Origin of the sequence: Paenibacillus sp. FSL H8-0261 (genome assembly GCF_045040645.1) — a bacterium.
Taxonomy (GTDB): domain Bacteria; phylum Bacillota; class Bacilli; order Paenibacillales; family Paenibacillaceae; genus Paenibacillus_AQ.
In genome coordinates this window covers 2,467,658-2,487,215 of sequence record NZ_CP150297.1, presented here as the reverse complement: position 1 = coordinate 2,487,215, position 19,558 = coordinate 2,467,658, and the positions used below count along the sequence as shown (strand labels likewise).

Below are 19,558 nucleotides of genomic sequence, written 5' to 3'. Positions count from 1 at the left end.
AATACTTCTGTAAATGACTAGATAGAGTACTATAGCATAATTGTCCATCTAAGAAAACATTTGATAAAAAACTCAATAATTAAAAGATAAAATCATAAAAATCCACATAAAAACAATAGCCCTAGTGCAGTAGTTCTGCATCAGGGCTATTGTTGTGACTTTTCAATTAGTGTGAGAAATATTCAACCAACTCATTATATATTAAGAACGATTTCTCTCCCAAAATGAGTGACAATGGTTAACGTTCCCTCGCTGAACTTAACTTTCAAATCTTGCTCAGGTGAATGCTTGAGGACCTCATCAGCTTGATCAGCCTGAATATCCAAAGCCCCCTCTGAGGGACAACCATAGACGGCCGAAGCGAGCCAATGAATTCCCGGCTCAAGGGTGCTCGTCAGCATCGGCAGCACCGTTCGAGGGTGAAGCAGGTTCGTATTGGCGTTCGGCCAGACCAACTCACCCTTCCGACAACCTAGCAAATCCTTGATTGCGCTGGTTCCCCAAGCAGTGGAGGCCATCGCACCAGCCACATCGATCTTCGATATTATTTCATTCTCTTGACCAAGTGCGAATCCACCCTCTGCGGTATCCAGCGACCGTCCAGTTTCGACTCGATGAATCCGAATATGCCAAGGCAGTCCGGCGACAACCCAAGTCTGAACCTCGACATTGGCCCACGGTTTCCAGACGGAACGAAGGACGTTGTCTATCATCTCAGACTCTATATTCTGGCGTCGTACCCGGTATAAGTTGTCTCCGACCTCGCTCATCGCAAGCATAGCGTCGAACGCTCCTTGGGAGAGCCCCCATTCGGAGCGGGGCACGCTGAAGCCGAAGCCTGTTGAATACACGAATTTTTCGTATTTGGCCGAGGTGTGGGTATGTTCATTCGTGTATAAATGTCCGCTATTGAAGGCCGCTACATGACCGGAAGCGTGCTCGCGGACGATGACAAGATGTGCAGGCTTCTGAACCATGACAGCCGGAATGGACGGTAGCGGCAGTTCCTCTTCCTTCCAGAACGGATGATCCGCCCCTAGAGCCAGCGGCAAGAAAGTCTTTAACGCCCAATACGGAGATCCGGGGGCATTGTAATTCTCCGCCATGACCAGATTCGGGTAAGTATATCCGATGGTCAGTACGCCATCGGCGTCAACAATCGGCTGACTGAACCACCAACGCAGATTTCGCAGCACCAGACCTTTTACCACACCAGCAGAAAACCCTTCAACATCTGCATAGGCAACGGCGCTCCAAAATGCCGATTGGGCAAAGCGGTAAGTCAAGCTACGTCCATAAGGAAGTGCGGAACCGTCGGGTGCGAACCAGCCGATGAATTCAGCAGCAAACAATCGAGCCCGTTCTTTGAACACACGGGAACGTTCGGAGTCTTCCTGTTCCATCAGCTTTGCGTACAGCAGTGCATAGTAATGAATAGCAAAAGGTACGTAATAATCGCTATGACCATTAATCCCGTCGCTGTACCAGCCCTCTCCCAAATAGAAATCATCCATGCGCTTTAAATTGCTCTCCAGTTGTCCTGCGTCGTAGGGACGACCGATTTTGCGAAATCCGATATTGACTAGAACGTTAAAGAACAGCCAATTACAATCATAGCAAGGATGGGTGTTTATTTGATTCAGCCAACGGTATAATTGATCCTGCTCATTCGGAGCAAGCGGCAAACAAATCTGTTCAGGAATGGCTGCCAATGCGAAGCCGAAGACCGCCATTTCGACCAAACGCTGATCGTAGTCCTTCACCTCTCCCCAATATTCTTCATGAGAAGGATCGGTGCCATGCCGAATGCCATCCAGCACGATGTCCCAGAGTTCGCTGTCTCCACCACCAATGAGCAGGGGTACCAAACCCCACAACACCCGCGAGAAACCTTCCATTTCAGCAGTTGCTGCCGAATAGCTCGCCCCTGTTTTGCCAATTTTAAGTCGTGAGCCTCCTTTACTGTAGAACGGCCGAAGTGGATCCGTAAGATGCTCAAGAGCGATCACCAGATCCTCACGGGTCTTTAGCGGATTATCGCCAATACGAGAAAATGATTTCTCATTGTTCATCATAATCCCCCCTATTCCCAATAGAAGGGTCCTGCTGCTTTAAGCCGAGCCAGTGCTTCGACATAGAAAAAATCACCGTAGATAAGAGGAACATCTATATTCCGGTTCTCAGGGTAGTTACTTGTACCATGAAGCAGCAACCCTTCCTCGTCCACATTGTCCCAACTGCCATAATTCCTGTAGAGAGATTCCACTATTCTTATAGCCCCGTTCCGGTACACATGGGACTCCGAATCATCCACCTGGTCGGCTAGCAGCAGCAATCCACTCGCTGCGCAGGAACCAGCGGAGCTATCACGTATCTCGCCGACTTCACCGGGAGCGCGGAAATCCCAATGTGGAACGTGATCATCCGGAAGTCGGGTCAAGAAGAAATGCGCTACCTGCTTGGATGCATCCAAGTAGCTTTGCTTTCCCGTATGATGATAGGCAAGCGCTAGGCCGTAAATAGCCCAAGCCGTGCCGCGTGACCAAGCCGATTCGGGCGCAAAGCCTTGCCCACCAAGCTTCTCCACCACTTCACCCGTCTCCGGGTTGAATTTGACGATGTGGTACACGGAGCCGTCCGGTCGGATAAAATGCTCCAGCACAGTATCCATATGCGCCTCTGCGATATGACGATAGCGGGGATCACTTGTTGTCTCGGAAGCCCAGAACAACAGGCTGGTGTTCATGCAGCAGTCGATAATAGCAACTCCGCTATTGTCCTCCCCTTCACTCCATGGATTCCAAGCCCGAATATAATGTCCTTTCAGATTGAAGCGGGCTGCCAGGTAGTTAGCTGCCTTTAATGCCCGAATTCGCGACGCTTCGCTACCCGTTAACTTATAATTTGCCACACTGGTAAGAATCCACATGAAGCCTAAATCGTGATCCAGCTTAACGTAGCCGTCCAGTACCTCGTCGAGTCTCTCTTCGCAGCGCTCTGCGATCATTTTAAGGCTTTCGTCCCCACTTTCAGAATAAAACTGCCAGAGCATTCCCGGCCAGAACCCTGCTGTCCACCAGTTCGGTGCTTCAAGCAAGTATTTACCAACTTGACTCGCGTGTGGAAATTCTGCACCGATCTTTCCACTGTTACATCTTGTCTTTTCAAGTGCCTTGTTCCAAGCTTCATCCAGCCAAGTTGGGTTTTCCGTTATATTCATTTCAAACACCGCCTTCTTAGAATGGTCCACTATTTCTTTCATCATTTATATAAATTGAAAGGTGAATACTAATTTTCCTTCAGAACCGGGCTTAAGAGCATGAAAGTCTAGCGTATGCCAGACCGTATCCCTGCCAAAATGATCCCGATACTCACGTGCAGTAATCTCTGGCTCAACGATCTGAACATCATAAGTCAGTTCCACTCCGCCTACTCCAGTTCCGGGCAGCAGCACAACACCAGAACGCAGCATTTTCGGACGACGCAAGGTAACGAACCGCTCTGTCCAGCTCACTGACTTACCGTTATACTGGTACTCGTCCATTAACTCCAAGCGAGGATGCTGCCCCTTGTACCAAACCATAGAGCGGATCAGGGATTGAAGCTCTTCCACTTCGTATGCCTGAGACAGCTCCAGCTTCAGTTCATCTTTTTCAACCGCAGCCGACGCGTACAGAACTGCAGCACTATGCTTCCTGCCAGCCAGTTGATACTGGCCGCCGATGATCGGAACCGAATGTCCCTGCGAGCCGTTACAATCATATTGATAACGGCCAGCCCCAAAATATTCAGCCGTATACTCTCCACAGCCGAGATCAGCTGCATAGATTTCGCCTCCACCTGACAGAATGAACTGTCCCAGATCATTATGATTATGAGGTTCAGCGTTATGCCCTCCCTTAGCCGCAAAACCGAACGAACTTCCTCCGGACTGATAACGCGAGACAAGCCATCCCGCATCAGGAAGATAATAACTGGCGGCTCCCCAATCCTGATCCTGTTTCTCATCGCCGGTCCTTCTCCAGATGAGATTTCGAAAAGCCGGAGCCCAGCGGCTGCAGTGATCCTTAGCGTAAGGAGTGCGAAGCACAGGCGGAGGACATTCTACTTCTGGATAGGTATCAGCTAAATAATGGGACAAGCCCATATGTATGTGAATTCGAGGCTCTGAGTCAGAGAAATTGGCGACAAAATTGCCACCGATGAAAATTTTCTGTTGGAACTGAGCGATACTTCGCACTTTGTCCGTTGCAAACCAGTCTACTCTTCCCTCACTTCTAACCCGGAGAAGATCGCTGTAATACGTGAAATAGCCAAATCCGTAGTTCCAGTAACTCAGACCTTCCAGGCAGGCCCCATCATCCCCGAAGCCTTCCAGATAGTAGCTCATGCTGCGCTCTGTCTTCAGCAGGATATTCGTCAGCGTAGCAGGATCATCCAACATCAATAAGGCGGCTGCCCCGATCGACCCTGCGCACACTGCTGCCCAGTTATGACGTGCAGTCTCCCATTCATAAGGACCACATTCAATAAAAGGTCGAAATATTCTCTTTTCTACTTCATGTCTGATTCGGGATCGAAGAAGCAGCGGAAGTCGTACTCCCAGTAATAGAGAAATTTCGGCAAGGGTAAAAGCGGTCTCCGAGGAGAACAGATCAATAAACTGATCAAAATTCTCTGTATTATGATCTGCAGGAAGATGGGCTGGCAGGCACCATGTGTACTCTTCGCATATAGACCATAGGATATTTTCCAGGTTCTCCAGAAGTCTGACATTATCCGGCTCAAGCAAGGTCATAAATACATATGTATTCAGCCTTCTTCTCCGTTCGAAATAGACCCGTTCATATTCCAACCTCGAACCTGTGCGCGCAAAAATTGAAAATAGCGTATCCGTCAGCTCTGATATAGGCTGGCTGTCTAATCTTTGAGCCTCCTCGCGGATTTCGCTGATATCTTCCTTTAATGTCTCGGATAATAAGGCTTGTTTCCAAAAAGCATCCGATTCTCCATCAGGATAATACAAGCTCAGATTTGCTGGCTTCATTTCTTGGACAATTCCGAAAAGCTCCTGTCTGTTCATGCTTTTCCCCTCCCTTTGACCAATTAGATCAGATCCCCCTATCTACTTAAGGCATGATCTCTCATAACATCCTCTCCGGCTGCGATTCTTTGTGCTGTCCATTTCAGTTCTGTCCCTGCCCAGAAAGGATCTGAAGGAAGTAACCCCAGAGGAAGAAATACTGAAGCGCATAAATAGAGACTTCCCGTATTGATATAGCTCTCCGCAAGCTCGGGCTGGTAACCATACACCCCCGGACGTAGCCACCCGTCCTCATCCAGCGTCCCTGGAAATCCCATAGTCCGTGTGATTACAGCGGTCAAGGCGCAGCGTACCTGTGCGGGTGATAGCGCATCCTCCAGAAAATGCTGTAGCGCCGCTTGTGATAGCAGCTGAAACGCACCAAAACGGTAAACGATAGAGCGCCCGATAAACGGATACGTTCCGTCCGGCGCAATCATCCGTTCCAGAACAGTTGCGTATCTTTGTGCCCGCTCCAGAATCAATGGCCTCAATACGGAGTATTGCTCCGAGTCCCGTTCAAAAAGTGTAACCACATCCACAAGCATCGGCTGAATGACAAAGCTATTGTAATGATCCCAGTGAAAGTCCTTGCCATCCCCGTAGATACCATCGCCTTTATACCAATCCATGAACATGTGGATCGCATAACCAACACGCATCCGGTCATATTCTGAATCGCCGAGTATATACAAAGCTGCTTCAACCATTGCGCTAAACAGCAGCCAATTGCTCCCGCTGGGTGCAGTCCGGCGCGTACGCTTCAAGGCTGTTATTAAATTACCTTTGACCCGCTCATTCAGCCGCCCGGCAAGCTGCTTCGGTGCACGCACCAACGCATGAGCGAGAAATGCCGCATCGACCAACGGTTGGCCTTCGGACTTAAAATCCATATAGTCAGGTGATGATGGATCAACAGCAGCATCGATGCATTCCAGCATCAATAGGACATAACGAGCCCTGAGCTCTTCTTCTTCACCCTCCAGCCCTTCAAGCTCTAGCCATGGGGCCATTCCACAGGCCAACCTGGCGAATGCCTCCAAATGCGCAAACTTGCTCCTGTCACTATGAAACTCGGTGGGCAGCCGTTCCTTTAATTTTCTTTGCGACAAAGCGTCAAGTACTGGATTCCCTATCTGTAGCATCGTATCCAGCCAATATTTGCGGTGTTTCGTACTATTCATACACCATCCACCCTTTCAATTGCGTCTATTCAGCAGATGCAGATCCCTACTACTCATGTTCAGACCAGCTATATACTTGGTTTATTGCGTAATCTTCTTCTATAGTTTAGTGTTGTATTATTGCAATGTCTTTGCGATTAATGATTATTTATTGCGTTTATTGCTATTAATCTGAAAGGGGTTATCCGGATGAAACATGCCCAGTATTATCAGCCGTTCGAAGGCGACATACTGGCGGGCATCGGCAATTCACCGATCTCACCCACCAAAGATTTTCATATTCATGATCACTTTGAAATCTTCCTATTTTTAGGCGGCACGGTGAACGGATTTGTGGATCAGTACAGCTATCCGCTTCAACGTGGCAATGTGCTCTTATTCAACAATCACGAGATTCATAAAATCATTAATTTATCTCCGGAGCCTTACGAACGATTAACAATTCATTTCAAAGCTCCACTTGTATATCCCTTCTGCACCGCAACCACAAATCTGCTCGCCTGTTTCCAGAACCGTCAGCCCGGAGAGCAGAATCTCGCTCAAATGGATGAAACACTGCTTGCAGAGTACATGACCCTTGCCTTTCGCCTGATTGCAATCTTGGAGAATCCTCAATACGGCAGTGAGGTTCTGGCTTTAACTTATCTGATCCAGATTCTGGTCCTCATTAATGAGCTATATAGCCGTACTACTTCCACCATACCCAGTATTATTTCATCGCATATTCAATCGGCCATGCGCTATATCGATAACCATCTGCATCTGAATCTGTCGCTAGAGCAGATCGCTGGTGAATTAAACATCGATAAATATTATCTTAGTCACCTGTTCAAGCAGCAGACAGGAGGAACGATCTACCGTTACGTCCTGCTTAAAAAAATCGCTTTATCCAAACAGCTCCTATCCGCCGGAAACTCCGTATCCGATACCTGTTATCTATCCGGCTTCAATGACTATGCCAATTTCATACGTACTTTCAAGAACATCACGGGCATTCCACCTGGAAAATACGGCAAAAAAAGCTGACATTGCCACTTATCGACGACTCGCAATTGTATAAACCCTTCTTTGAACTTATAAAAAAACCTGGCACCCGCTAAATGCAGCTGCCAGGTTCATGGAAGTGCGGCTTACAAATATCCCAGCAGATTGGCGATGACTTGCGCACTTTCGGCACGGGTCATCATCTCTTGCGGTGCGAATTGCATATTGCCGCGTCCTTTTATCAGCCCTGCCTGCTCAGCGAAACTTGCTGATTTCTGTGCCCAGTCATGAATCAGGGAATAATCACTGAACGAGCCTGCTGAAACTTCATTTACCTTGCTGCCTTGTAAATATTCATAAGCCCTAACGATCATTACGGCCATTTCCTCGCGGGTAATGCTGCGGTCCGGTGCGAATGAATCCGAACTACGTCCGAGCACTATGCCCGCTTCGCTTACGGCTGCAACGTACTCTGCATACCAAGCTTTGGAGTCCACATCAATAAACGTTGAATGACTTCCTGCCTCTAAGCCTAGCGCTCTTGCAATCATGGTCGCGAATTGTGCTCTTGTCACTTTCCCTTCCGGATTAAACTCAGTATCGGAAATACCTTGGATAATATGTTTAGCCGCCATTGTCTTAATAACATCCCTCGCCCAGCTATCCGTACTGACATCCAAGAATGTCTTGTCATATTCTAGGACTGCAAACTGGCTGAAATGCTGTATTTCCGTACTCCATTTTCCATCAGCTAGCGTTCCGCCCATAAATTCAAGAGCTCCGTTCCCGGCTATATTGTAGATGCCCAGCAAATTAGGATTGGAATCTGAATCTAATATGAAGGTAAGCGTCAGTGGCTTATCAAAACGGGTTACCGGTACGGCAGTGCCATTCGTACTAATAACTTCCAAACTGAAGTTAATTACATCACTTGCAGCAGATAACTGAACCGAGCCGTTGACAGCTGGGTTATTCATAAGCTGTTCCACGGCAACTCTGGATGCCTTCACGGCCGAGAGTTTGATTCGTGCTCCATCCACTTGACCTCCTGCAGCTTTCTCCTGGATACTCTTTAGCGCTTCTGGGGTCAGTTGGATAGCAAATGTATTCCATACGAGACGCAGCGTGTTCACTCCGATAATATTTGACACTCCCACAGGAAGCAGTACGGAATCAGTAGCATCTGTGAGCTGAACTGTTATTCCCCCTCCAACCGGAGCCGTGAAATCGTCACTGTTAAGAATACGCGTGGTCTGCGGTAGCGGTGTTGGTGTTGGCGATACCGTCGGTGTTGTGGTCGACACCGGCCCTGAGGTTACTTCAGGTACAGGTGTTGGTGTAGGATTTGCTGTGGGTTCAACTGTCGGTGTTGGTTCTACCGTTGGTGTTGAAGTCGGCGGTTGCTGTGCTTCTCCCACTGTAACTATTCTTATAACTTCAACAGCCGTATTGCCCGCGGAATCGCTCACATTATAATGATAAATGTAAGTGCCTGCTGATGAGGTATCTAGCGTCTCCGTATGATTTCCATCCTTCGTAATCGTCGCCACAATACGTTCTGTAATATCGCCATCGCGGTTATCCATTGCGGTGGCTCCGGCATCTGTATAGCTTGCACCATTGTCCAGTTGAACAGATGGTTCACCAAGCAGTGTAATGACCGGCTTCAGTACATCTGGATCTTCCGATACGATTACTTTTCGGGTGACTTCCGCAGCCGCGTTGCCTGCGGCATCGCTGACATTGTAATGGAAGGTGTAGATATCCGCTTGCGTTGTATCTAACTCAGTCAGACCATACACTTCACTGCTGACCGTTGTATTGATGCGGTCTGTGATATCACCGTCTTGGTCGTCAAACGCAGTGGCTCCGGCATCCGTATATTCAGAACCGATCTGCAGATTGACTATGGCTTCACCTATCAAGGTAATCTCCGGCTGCTTCATATCTGGCTCCGATAGCTTAATCGTTCCGCTGGCCGCAGCTTCTGCCTTCGCCTCGCCCTTGTTCAGTAATACTGTGAAGCTGAAGCTGCCTGCTGTGTCATCAGTAGCTTCCTGGAACGAAGATAGGGTGATATCACCCATCGTAACCCCCGTATCACTGAACCCGATTAAACCGTTCATCGTTTGGAGCAGCCAGGTCCGGACTCCATCTTCGCTGTTAGCTGTTTCCTTCTGCACGCTATATGCAGCACCTTCTATAATACTTTTAGCCTCGTTTACAGCCTGCTCATTGACAATGCTGACCCTGTCCTTCGCCACTGCTAAGTAACTGATCACAGATGCCTGACTATTCGTATTGTTTATCGAATATTTCACGACGCCGCTCACCGGCAGCGTAAAGTTATGAGTGATCGTGACGCCATTAGGACCTGCGAGTACACCGGTCTTGACCGTTTCGTTCACTGTCTTCCCTTCAGCATCAGTGTAGCTAAGCGTGATATCCATCGTGCGGTTGCTCATATTCCACCAGTCCCGATGGAACGATGTAATCGTGTACTTTCCTGCGCTCAGAGGGAGGGTGTAGATCAGAGGTGTATTCTTTGTATTCGAGCTGTAGACACCTGTCTGAGTTTTATCCGTGATAACCACGGCACCGCCAAGCCCTTTGAGATTATAATTTGCCCCTGTATTGATATGACCCCACACAGCGCCTGTTGATAGTTGATCCGCGGTGCTATTCAGAAGGCTGTCGCCCACGAAATTCTTGATCACCGTATAGGGTGGTGTGACGACATCCGCCGAAACACCGACATCCAAAAAGTACACGAGACCTTCTGGCACTACTTCCACATTAGCAGTGGTTTTTAGATTGCCATAAGTGCCGGTTACAGCTACTCTTTCATAGGGTGTGTTGAAGCTGACCGCGTCTAAATTCCACTTCACAGACACCTGCAATTTGGATCCATCTTCTCGGGTAGCCTCCAACTTATCTGGAAGATTCGGCAGTTTCCCGACATAAGTGGCAATATCCTGAGGAGCAGCAAGCTCCCGTATATCCCCTGTTGTCAATTGGTTCTGGGCAGAGATCAGACGTCCCGCGAGTTGCACAGCTCCTTCCTGATCCAGTCTGAAATCAGCAGCATTGTCTAGTGCTTCTTGGGCGGTGTTCTGTGCAACTGCAAAAAGCTGCCAGTCTCTATCCGAATATTCATCCAGTTTGGTAACTTCTTTCGCCGCTATTACCGCTGATTGAAGAGCAGCTGTGTCCGCTGCACCTTTTACTTCACCGGAAACAACGGCCACCGCGTCCACAACCAAAGTACCGCTTAATACCTTTATCTGAACGTTATGCTGTCCATATTTAAGTCCGCGAAGCGTATACGTTTGGTAGAGTTCTTTAGAGGCCATCGTATCGGCTGACAGTGTGACAATATCATCATCAACAGTCACTTCTAACTTAGCCGATCCATTATTCGGTCCCAGAATATCTAACCCGGTGCCTTCAAAAGAATATTCCATCGTAGCATCTGCACCTTGACTGGTAGATAGGGAACGTTGATAAATATACATACCAGCCCCGTTTTGATGACTCCACAAACCGCCGTATTTTAATTTAGGGTTTGGTGTAGCAGCCAGATCATACATTTCAAGATTATCCAGTAATTCGGAATAGTATGGCGTATAGCCGTCAATCGTCTCGACCTTCAGATTATCGAAACGAACATGATAATATCCACTGGCTAAATCTACCCGACCAGACAATTCAGGGTTCGGATCAGTATAAGAAGCCAGTTTCACATCGTCCAAATAGGCAGTCACTTTATCACCTGCAACCTGAATGGCAATGTTATGCCAGGCATCATGTGCGGTGTTAAATCCATCCAGCTTTACTCCACCGGAACCGCTCACTACATTGCCACTCGCTACTGCGCTATTATTGACCAGCAGCTGCCAACCTCCGTCAAACCAGAACTTCAGTACATAAGGTGTGCCGTTTATAGTGTGAGAGCTGCCGCCTCCTGGATACCGTGCGCCAATCGCAGCATAATTGGCTCCGCCCTGCGTACTGTTCGTCTCGAACGAAACATTTACACTGGCCTTGTAATTTGTCCACCGGTTATCACCTATAGCTGTTACGGGATCTCCACCGTTCCAAGTGCCACCCAGCCCCATAATTTCCGTATCCAGCTGTTGGCGCAGAACATAGTTGTCAGAACCGTCCGGAAGATACGCTTCGAATGCACCGTTGCGGTCATGCGTATAGCGCGGTATCACACTTTTAGAGCCGCCGCGGGATTCTATATAACTTTGGGTGCCAGCATTCTGCCCACCTGCCCCGATCTTCACAACGGATTGATTGGAGTAGTCAAAATCATCGGCATACAGGATATTGTCCGCTGTATTTTGAATCTTACCTGTGGCGTCGGTATCAAGCACAATGCGGTCGCCTTCTACAGGTAACGGTGTTTGATACGCCTCATTGTCCTTGTTCTTCAGAGTGGTCACAGTCAATGTCGAATATGGTTTGACATGAATGGTATAAACCCCACTGCCATCAACAGCGACATCCCCGAGATATTTCATATAATTGCTGTTGAAAGCTTCACCCGCGTCTGCCGCACGAGTCTCCCATACTTCCAATGAGGGATTACCCACAAAGTTCATATTTACCGTCTGAAGCTTATAGGTTTTGGCATATTCGCTATCGTTCACGATAACGGTTGAAAAATCGCTTCTGTCAGGTGAAGCAAGCGTCATATAGCTAGGAGAACCGTTGCGACCGCTAACAGGGTTAGTGCCTGTCGCACCCGTGGAGCTAGCCTTAGGAACTGCTCTCCAAATCCCTGCCGTATTATCCTCGTTCTCCCAGCCCACATTGGCGAACCAGCTGTAATGCTGCAGAGCAACAAGACCTGCATCATAATGAATCCATCCCGACCACGGATCACGTGCGCTAAGTAGTTCCTTAAACGAATATTGTCCACCTTCGTAGAAGGAGCCGATGGCCGGCTGATAAATAAAGTGCGTCCGGCGGGAATTGACGAATCCTTTAATAATCGTATTGCTCATCTCCAGTGGACTGCCAACACCGCCGATGCCGGTTCCTTCCACTGTAGGGTCCTTCACATTATTGTTGGGACGGAAGGCAGAGTTACTGAAGGTGGACTGCGCCTCACTGTTCCATACTTCAATATCATATTGTTCTGCGAGCTTTTTGAAATTGCCTGCGCTGTCGTCGTCAGTGTTATAGTGATATCCGGCGATCGGAGCCGCATCCCTTAGAGAAGCATCGCTTACCATACTGCCGCCAAATGAACCAATCCCTACTTCATCAGAGATCACAACTTTGATCTGGTTATAGAGCGCTTTCTCTACTGGGCTTGCAAAACCTTCGTTATCTGTTTTAACACGCTCAGCGTACTGTTTGGTCCAGGTCAAATCCGGCGTATGCTCGTTGATATGGGGATTGACGTAGTCGACCATATAGCCATACTCACGGTAAGTAGCAAGAATTGTATCTTTATACCAGGTATAGATTTTATCGTTGTTGCTTGCCCAGGCCGGAGCACTCCATCGCAGGATGCTGACCTTGAGATCCGGATTCGTAGCCTTGGCGTCAGCCGCAAGCTGGAATCCGGGATGCCTAGTGACATTGGCTTCTTCATCAGCCGTACGCATAGTAGCCGGGTCCGGGCCGGTAGAGTTGTTACGGTCATTGCCCATCTCGATTTTTACATGCGTCATAATGGGATGCTCTCCACCGAACAGAATCCGCAGCATTTCTACGTAAGCTTCCGGGTGCTCAGCCTTATAATCCATCAAAAGAGCACTGGTGCTGTTGGCACTTAGTACGCCAAATCCCTTGAACGTTAGGCCGTTGACATTGTCCGCTTTAATATCGTTGCCGTCGAATAGAACCTTGACCATGGAAGCTGCGTTCTGCCGAGCATCTTCGATCTCTTTCTGAATCCCGCCCTTGGCAACGGCGAACCAGCTCAAGATAGGTTTCTCACCGGAAACATACGCATAGGTCAATGTCATAGGGCTACTAGCGTCGATATCACCGGGAATAGTGAATTCGCCGGAAATAAGCGGAGTCACATTAGTATTGAATTGTGCAAACGAGATCGTCTTTGTTGCACCATTTGTATCCTTATATTCGATCTGAGGCTGTATTACTCGAGTGCGGCTGCCATACCAATCATGGAAACCACTACTGAGTGTATAGGTTCCAGCTTCTGGAGCCATTAATTTATATACAATATGATTGCTAGTAGGGTCGGCACGAAGTCCTACTGTCCATATGGATGGATCAGTTGCAGGATCGGTAAGTCCTCCGTCTTTGGAGTTCTTCACCTTGTTTATGGAATCATCAAATCCCCAGGCAGTCGTTCCGCTGATATATTTCTGATCTGGTGACTGGTTGAGCAACGCGCTACCGGACAGCGTATTGACTGCTTCGTACAGTGGCGAAGAAGTAGGACCATTACCTACGGAATCGCCCCCCCTGCCGCTATCCACAAAGTAAACCAATGGATTCCTTGAAGGCGGAATAACTTCTACATTGGCAACAACCGGCCCACCATTCGCTGTACCCGTGACTGTCACTGTGTCATAAGGAACGGCAAAGGTATCTTCACCTATATTCCATTTCACAGTCGCAGACTGGCCTCCAATGTCAATGCTAGCAGGCAAAGTAGTGTCAGCAGATGTCTTCGCCCCCATAAAGGCGGCTGCGAAAATAGTATCCACCGTAGCCGCAGATACAGATGGCATATGGAGTGCCGGAAACATTCCAACTACAAGCGCAGTGGTCATCATCATTGAGAATAGCTTTTTTCTAACGGAGTTTTTTCTGCTCATTCTTTAATCCTCCTTTTGCTATAAATGGTCTCTCGGCATGTTTCATGCTTGATTTGACTTTATCGCCAAGCAAACAAAGAAAGCGCATTCATTTCATTGATAAGCTAAAAAAAAACTGGCAGCATGCGAAAACTGCAACTGCCAGGTTCAAACCTGTCTAGCCTTTAATACCAGATGCTGCGACGCCTTGAACGAAGTACTTCTGAAGTGCCAAGAAAACAATCACAACCGGAATAATGGAAACCACACTTGCAGCCATTATCAGACCGTACTCGGCAGAATATTGCGAAATGAACATTCGTAGTCCAATTTGAATGGTCTTGAGTTTCGTATCCGTCAAATAAATCATCGGCCCCAAGAAGTCATTCCAAGTGGCAACAAAGGTAAAAATCGTCAAGGTGGACAAAGCCGGCTTGGATAGTGGCAGCATAATTCTCGCCCAAATCCCATATTCGCTCAAGCCATCGATTCGGGCCGCCTCGCATAATTCATCTGGGACTCCCTGATAGAACTGGCGCATCAGAAATACTCCGAAAGCCGAGAATGCCTGCAATAGAATGATTGCCAGATGGGTATTGTTAAGTCCCATGTAACGCATCAAGATAAATTGCGGCACCATATATGCCTGCCAAGGAATCGCGATCGTAGCAATATATCCAAGGAATAAAACATTTTTCCCTCTGAATTGCAGTTTGGAGAATGCGTACGCAGCAAAACTTGAAGTCAATAGCTGCAAAATCGTTACGATAATTGATAATTTCGCCGTGTTATAAATGAAGTGGTCCAGTGGAATACGGGTCCAGATATCCACGAAATTTCCCCAGCGCGGATTCGCCGGAATCCATTGCATCGGGAACGAAAACACATCCTTGTTCAGCTTGAGCGAAGATGACAACATCCATATATACGGAACAAGCATACAGAGCACCGTAGCAAACAACAAAATATACACTAGCACCATCGTGCCGATTCTAATCCCTTTATTTGTACCCACCATATCTTTTGAATCCTCCTATTGTCCGTATTTCTTCTCGCCGCGGAACTGGACGATGGTGATGCCAAGTACCAGCAGAAACAATACAATGGCCATGGCGCTGGCATATCCGTAATCAAGCGAACGGAACGCCGTATTGTAGATTTGATAAACCATAACCCTTGTAGAATCGTTCAACTGGTTATCAGCGCCGGCAAATAGGTTGATAAAAATATCGTAGACTTTGAACGAATTGATGACTAGAATCATCAGCACAAAGAAGGATGTAGGCGCCAGTTGAGGGACCGTCACATTGCGGAATCTTCTCCAGGCGTTAGCACCATCAAGTTCAGCAGCCTCATACAACTCAGGGTTGATCCCCTGTAGACCTGCCAAGTAAATGACCATGTAATAACCCATGTTTTTCCACACAGTGAACAGTATTACTGTGAACATCGCCCAGTGTTTATCCGCCGCCCAGCGGGGAAGATCCTCCAGTGGGATACCGGTAAGGGTATGCAAAATATTGTTGATCGGCCCCATCGTAGGGCTGAAGATAAAGTTCCATACGGCAGCAACGGCTACCAAGGATGCCACATATGGGAAAAAGAATACGGTTCTCATGAAATTGCGGGCCATGATCTTCTGATTAAGCAAAATCGCCAGCGCCAGTGCAACAATCATGGTGAACGGTACTACGCCAATAGTGTAAACAATGGTATTCCATAATGCTTTATGAAATGTTGTATCTTTAATAAGCCGGGTGAAATTGTCCAATCCGATATATTTCATTGGATTGGCCCCATCCCATTTCACAAAAGCTAGGATAAAGGCGAAAAACATGGGTACTAGTGTAAACACGGCAAATCCGATAAAGTTCGGCGCAATGAAGCTGTACGCTACCAGGTTTTCCCGGACACCTTTTGACAAATGACGTTTAGGAATTTTTTTTGTATCCAATATGGTTTCGTTCTGCATTCTTTCTCCTCCAAACCTTTCTATAAAAGGCGGGCTTTCACCCGCCCTTAGAATTCACCAACTCTCTTCAGGTTAATTGTTCAAGAGCTGCTGTACGCGCGTATTCATATCCTTCAAGCCTTCGTCGATCGAAGCGTTTTTGGTCATAATATTATCGTGGGCTTCGTTTAGAATTACTTCAATGTCCGCACTCTTTTCATGCATTGGCATTTCCAAATAAGTCTGAACCGTAGTCAGTGCCGCTTTGCTGTTATCATCCGTAGGGAAACCGTCAATCGAAGTAATGGAACTGATAACTTCATCGTTCTTAATCGCTGGAATGGTTCCGGTGGAAGCAATGACCGTAGCACCTTCTTCACCAGTCACAAAGTTCATGAAATCAAGTGCCGCTTCTTTATTTTTGGATTTCTGATTTACAGCGAGGGAAGTAATTGTACCCAGTGTTGTACCCGCTTCCACACCATCCGGGTGAGGATATTTCACGATTCCCCAGTTGGTCGATTGGGACTCGCCGCTTTTCACCTTTTCAATTTGAGTCGCGATAAACCAACTGCCCATGTTCATCATCGCAACGGAATTGTTGTAGAACACACCGGAATAATGCGTGCTTGAAGTCTTTAGTGTGGCGTAATCCATAACGATACCATCTTCCTGTTCTTTCAAGATCCGTTCATAGGTTGGCTTCAGGAAATCGTAGTTTCCACCGACAACGTTGTTCTTACCGTCAAGAATACCGAACAATTGAACCGCGCTCCGCCAAGTATGATAATGGGCTCCGTATACTTTTTCAGAACCGCTGCCGGAGGTCATTTTTCTAGCAAGTTCATCATATTGGTCGAATGTCATATCATTACTTGGATACTCCACTCCCGCTTTATCGAACAAGTCCTTATTATAGTAGACAACCCAGAAATCACTCCGGAAAGGAAGCGCATACACTTCATCGTTCACTTCGATCTGTTCTACAGTACCGCCATAGACGGATGGATCAATGTTTTTGTCTCCCATGAATCCGTTTAGCGGCTCCAAGTGATTTTGTTTCACAAGGTTTGAGTATCCAGGAATATCCTTAATCGTAAGAACATCCAGATCTGCACCACCGGACAACTGTGTACTTAGCATTGTCATATAGTCAGTGGAACCAAGATCGACATATTCGATCGTTACATTCGGATGCTCAGCTTTATAGGCATCAATCAACGGCTGATAGTATGCTGTGGCTTCCCAATCCCACAATGCCCATTTCAAGGTCACAGGATCCTGTTTCGGTTCAGCGGAAGCGTTTGCAGTATTTCCCGTTTCTGGAGCAGCTGTTGCAGCACTGCCTTCGTTGTTGTTATTACCGGAACATCCGGCTAGCGCACTTAGGGAGAGTATTGTGGCAAAAGTCATGCCATAGAATCTTTTCAATTTCATATAAAAATCCCCTTTTCCTTCTGATTGTTTACACTGATCGGCTCATCCGATCTATTTCAAAGTTTAAGACTTTCCCATCTAGAATGGCATGTATTTTCAAACTCAGTTCATTCACTTTTCTTTGTTCTTCTCTTCCTCCTTGCTTCAAACCTGTAAAATCCTATTTAAAACATGTAATTTTCTCAGCTCCTCTGCCGTCCACTGTATGGAATCACAGGAATATGCTATGGTGTTAATATGGATATCGGTAAACTAGTTAAGCATATTATAAATAGAAGATTAACTTTGAACATGCATTAATTGAAAGATATTTTTGAAACCGCTTTATATTTTTTCTGCATTTTGTAGAGGAGTGTTCAATACGGTAAGAAAATCAACCATTAAGAGCCGCATTATTCTGATCATGACCATCTTTGCGCTACTAATCGCCGCTCTGTTATCCTTTTTCAGCTATGAATTGATTACCTATTATCAGCGTAAAACAACCATCCAGGCGACTGAGTTCAACCTGCAGCTAGTTTCCCATATTATTGAACAAGATTTGATTAATCTCTCCTCATTAGCGATGACCAATAGCACCAACTCGTCCACCAATACATTACTCACTGATTATTTTGTATCTCCAAAGGCAAGCGCCAAGGATGCTGTTAATGTATTTAACTCCATGCAGGAGGACTTTCGGATCAATCGCTCCAACGGCTATGTCCGCCGCTTGATTGTTACGGGTAACAACGGAAAGTTCCTGCAGGTGGATAATTCCGTCAGCACTTCAATTCCACTTACTGTACACAATATAGGTCAAATTCCCGGACTAAATAAAGATGCTGTGGAGCAGTGGGAACAAGTAATTAAGGACCCGCTCTCCACCACGAACGGAATTCCTTTTGTTCTACCTATTTACGGAGATGGGGCTGCCCGGATTGGAACGGTCTACTTACTCGCCAATACCTCCTTAATTACCGACAAGTTGAAGGGGTATTCCCTGCCTAAGAATTCCCGAATGCTGTTGACGCTCGGCAATCATCATTATCAGCTCATTGGCGATAAAGTGACTGCAATGACTACGCCGTATGAACCTGTGGCCTATACCGATGATAAGCCTGTCGGTCCACAAACCGAGCTGTCCATGATCAAGCTGGAGGATGAAGAAAGCCAAATTGTGGTCTCTTATCCCGTGCGGAGTGGAGTGATTCTGTCGCAGACCTTATCCAATGATCAATTCGCTCCCAAAGCAAATATATGGATTCTGGTAATGCTTGGCGTTTGTTTACTTGTCATCGTCTTAAGCGGCATTATTACTTTGTACTTAACCCGTAACATCAGTCTCCCGGTAGAGAAATTAAAGAAGCGAATTGATAAGATTGCCCAGGGCAACTTCTTGCTGGACCGCAATATCGAATGGAACAGTGAACTAGGTGATGTTGGTCGAGGTATCAACCGCCTATCACAGGACATTGTTGCGCTCATGGATAGCCGGCTCGCTGACGAGAAGCAGAAACAGGAGCTAGAGTACAGGATGCTGCAAAGTCAGATCAATCCCCACTTCTTGTACAACACACTGAATTCGATCAAATGGATGGCTACGATTCAGAATGCTACCGGCATTGCAGAAATGACTACTTCACTCTCCAGACTGCTGCGGAGCATCGCCAAAGACAACCGGAGACTAATGCCACTGAAAGATGAGTTAAGCCTGCTCGATGACTATTTTCTGATTCAGAAATACCGGTATGGCAGTACAGTCTCGATGGTGAAGGAAATTGAAGATGAGGAACTGCTCTCCGGCCTGATTCCCCGTTTCACGTTACAACCTCTGGTTGAGAATGCTATCTTCCATGGCATCGAGCCCAAAGGTAGAGGAGATATTCTCATCACGGTGAAAAAAAGCGGCTTTGCCGATATCCTGGTCACGATTGAAGACAACGGTGTAGGCATGAAGGAAGAACAAATCTCCACCATTCTGTGTGAATCGGAGGATGGAACTAGGGGAGTTTTCGAGAATGTTGGACTCCATAGTGTAAATGAGCGTTTACGGCTAGCCTTTGGGGAGAATTACGGTCTTTCGATTGAGAGTGAAATGGGCCAGTATACTCTAATGAAAATCCTTCTACCATTTATACAAAAAGAGTAG

General features: G+C 47.1%; 10 protein-coding genes. 2 read left to right on the top strand and 8 right to left on the bottom strand.

The annotated features are described in order from the left end of the window. Nucleotides 1–194 precede the first annotated feature (194 nt). The 4 genes from MHI27_RS10705 to MHI27_RS10690 are packed head-to-tail and all read right to left on the bottom strand — an operon-like array spanning nt 195 to nt 6,267. Nucleotides 195–2,075 (bottom strand): DUF2264 domain-containing protein, encoded by a 1,881-nt coding sequence (locus MHI27_RS10705; protein WP_405176219.1) that lies wholly within the window; start codon nt 2,073–2,075, stop codon nt 195–197. 8 nt (nt 2,076–2,083) lie between these two features. Continuing rightward, nucleotides 2,084–3,220, bottom strand: a complete 1,137-nt coding sequence (locus MHI27_RS10700) for a glycoside hydrolase family 88 protein (protein ID WP_405176218.1) — start codon at nt 3,218–3,220, stop codon at nt 2,084–2,086. 45 nt (nt 3,221–3,265) lie between these two features. Continuing rightward, nucleotides 3,266–5,083 carry a hypothetical protein gene (locus MHI27_RS10695; RefSeq protein ID WP_405176217.1) on the bottom strand — a complete coding sequence of 606 codons (1,818 nt, stop codon included), beginning with the start codon at nt 5,081–5,083 and terminating at the stop codon, nt 3,266–3,268. Nucleotides 5,084–5,121: 38 nt separating this feature from the next. Further along, on the bottom strand, nt 5,122–6,267 hold the full coding sequence (locus MHI27_RS10690; RefSeq protein WP_339247062.1) for a DUF2264 domain-containing protein: 1,146 nt from the start codon (nt 6,265–6,267) through the stop codon (nt 5,122–5,124). 189 nt (nt 6,268–6,456) lie between these two features. On the opposite strand from MHI27_RS10690, the gene MHI27_RS10685 reads away from it, so the two are divergent. Further along, complete coding sequence (locus tag MHI27_RS10685) at nt 6,457–7,293, top strand: helix-turn-helix domain-containing protein (RefSeq protein ID WP_405176216.1); 837 nt, start codon at nt 6,457–6,459, stop codon at nt 7,291–7,293. 104 nt (nt 7,294–7,397) lie between these two features. On the opposite strand, the gene MHI27_RS10680 is transcribed toward MHI27_RS10685, so the two are convergent. The 4 genes from MHI27_RS10680 to MHI27_RS10665 all read right to left on the bottom strand — a co-directional run bounded on the left by MHI27_RS10680 (nt 7,398) and on the right by MHI27_RS10665 (nt 17,427). Next, nucleotides 7,398–14,060, bottom strand: a complete 6,663-nt coding sequence (locus tag MHI27_RS10680; protein WP_405176215.1) for an S-layer homology domain-containing protein — start codon at nt 14,058–14,060, stop codon at nt 7,398–7,400. A gap of 157 nt (nt 14,061–14,217) precedes the next feature. Further along, nucleotides 14,218–15,057, bottom strand: a complete 840-nt coding sequence (locus MHI27_RS10675; protein ID WP_405176214.1) for a carbohydrate ABC transporter permease — start codon at nt 15,055–15,057, stop codon at nt 14,218–14,220. Between the two features lie 15 nt (nt 15,058–15,072). Further along, nucleotides 15,073–16,011, bottom strand: coding sequence for a carbohydrate ABC transporter permease (locus MHI27_RS10670; RefSeq protein WP_076283100.1), 939 nt, complete (start codon nt 16,009–16,011; stop codon nt 15,073–15,075). A 72-nt stretch (nt 16,012–16,083) separates the two neighbouring features. Continuing rightward, nucleotides 16,084–17,427: an ABC transporter substrate-binding protein gene (locus tag MHI27_RS10665; protein WP_405176213.1), complete on the bottom strand. Its 1,344-nt coding sequence runs from the start codon at nt 17,425–17,427 to the stop codon at nt 16,084–16,086. Nucleotides 17,428–17,779: 352 nt separating this feature from the next. Here MHI27_RS10665 and MHI27_RS10660 point away from each other — a divergent pair, with 352 nt between their 5' ends. Further along, nucleotides 17,780–19,558, top strand: a complete 1,779-nt coding sequence (locus tag MHI27_RS10660) for a sensor histidine kinase (protein ID WP_405176212.1) — start codon at nt 17,780–17,782, stop codon at nt 19,556–19,558.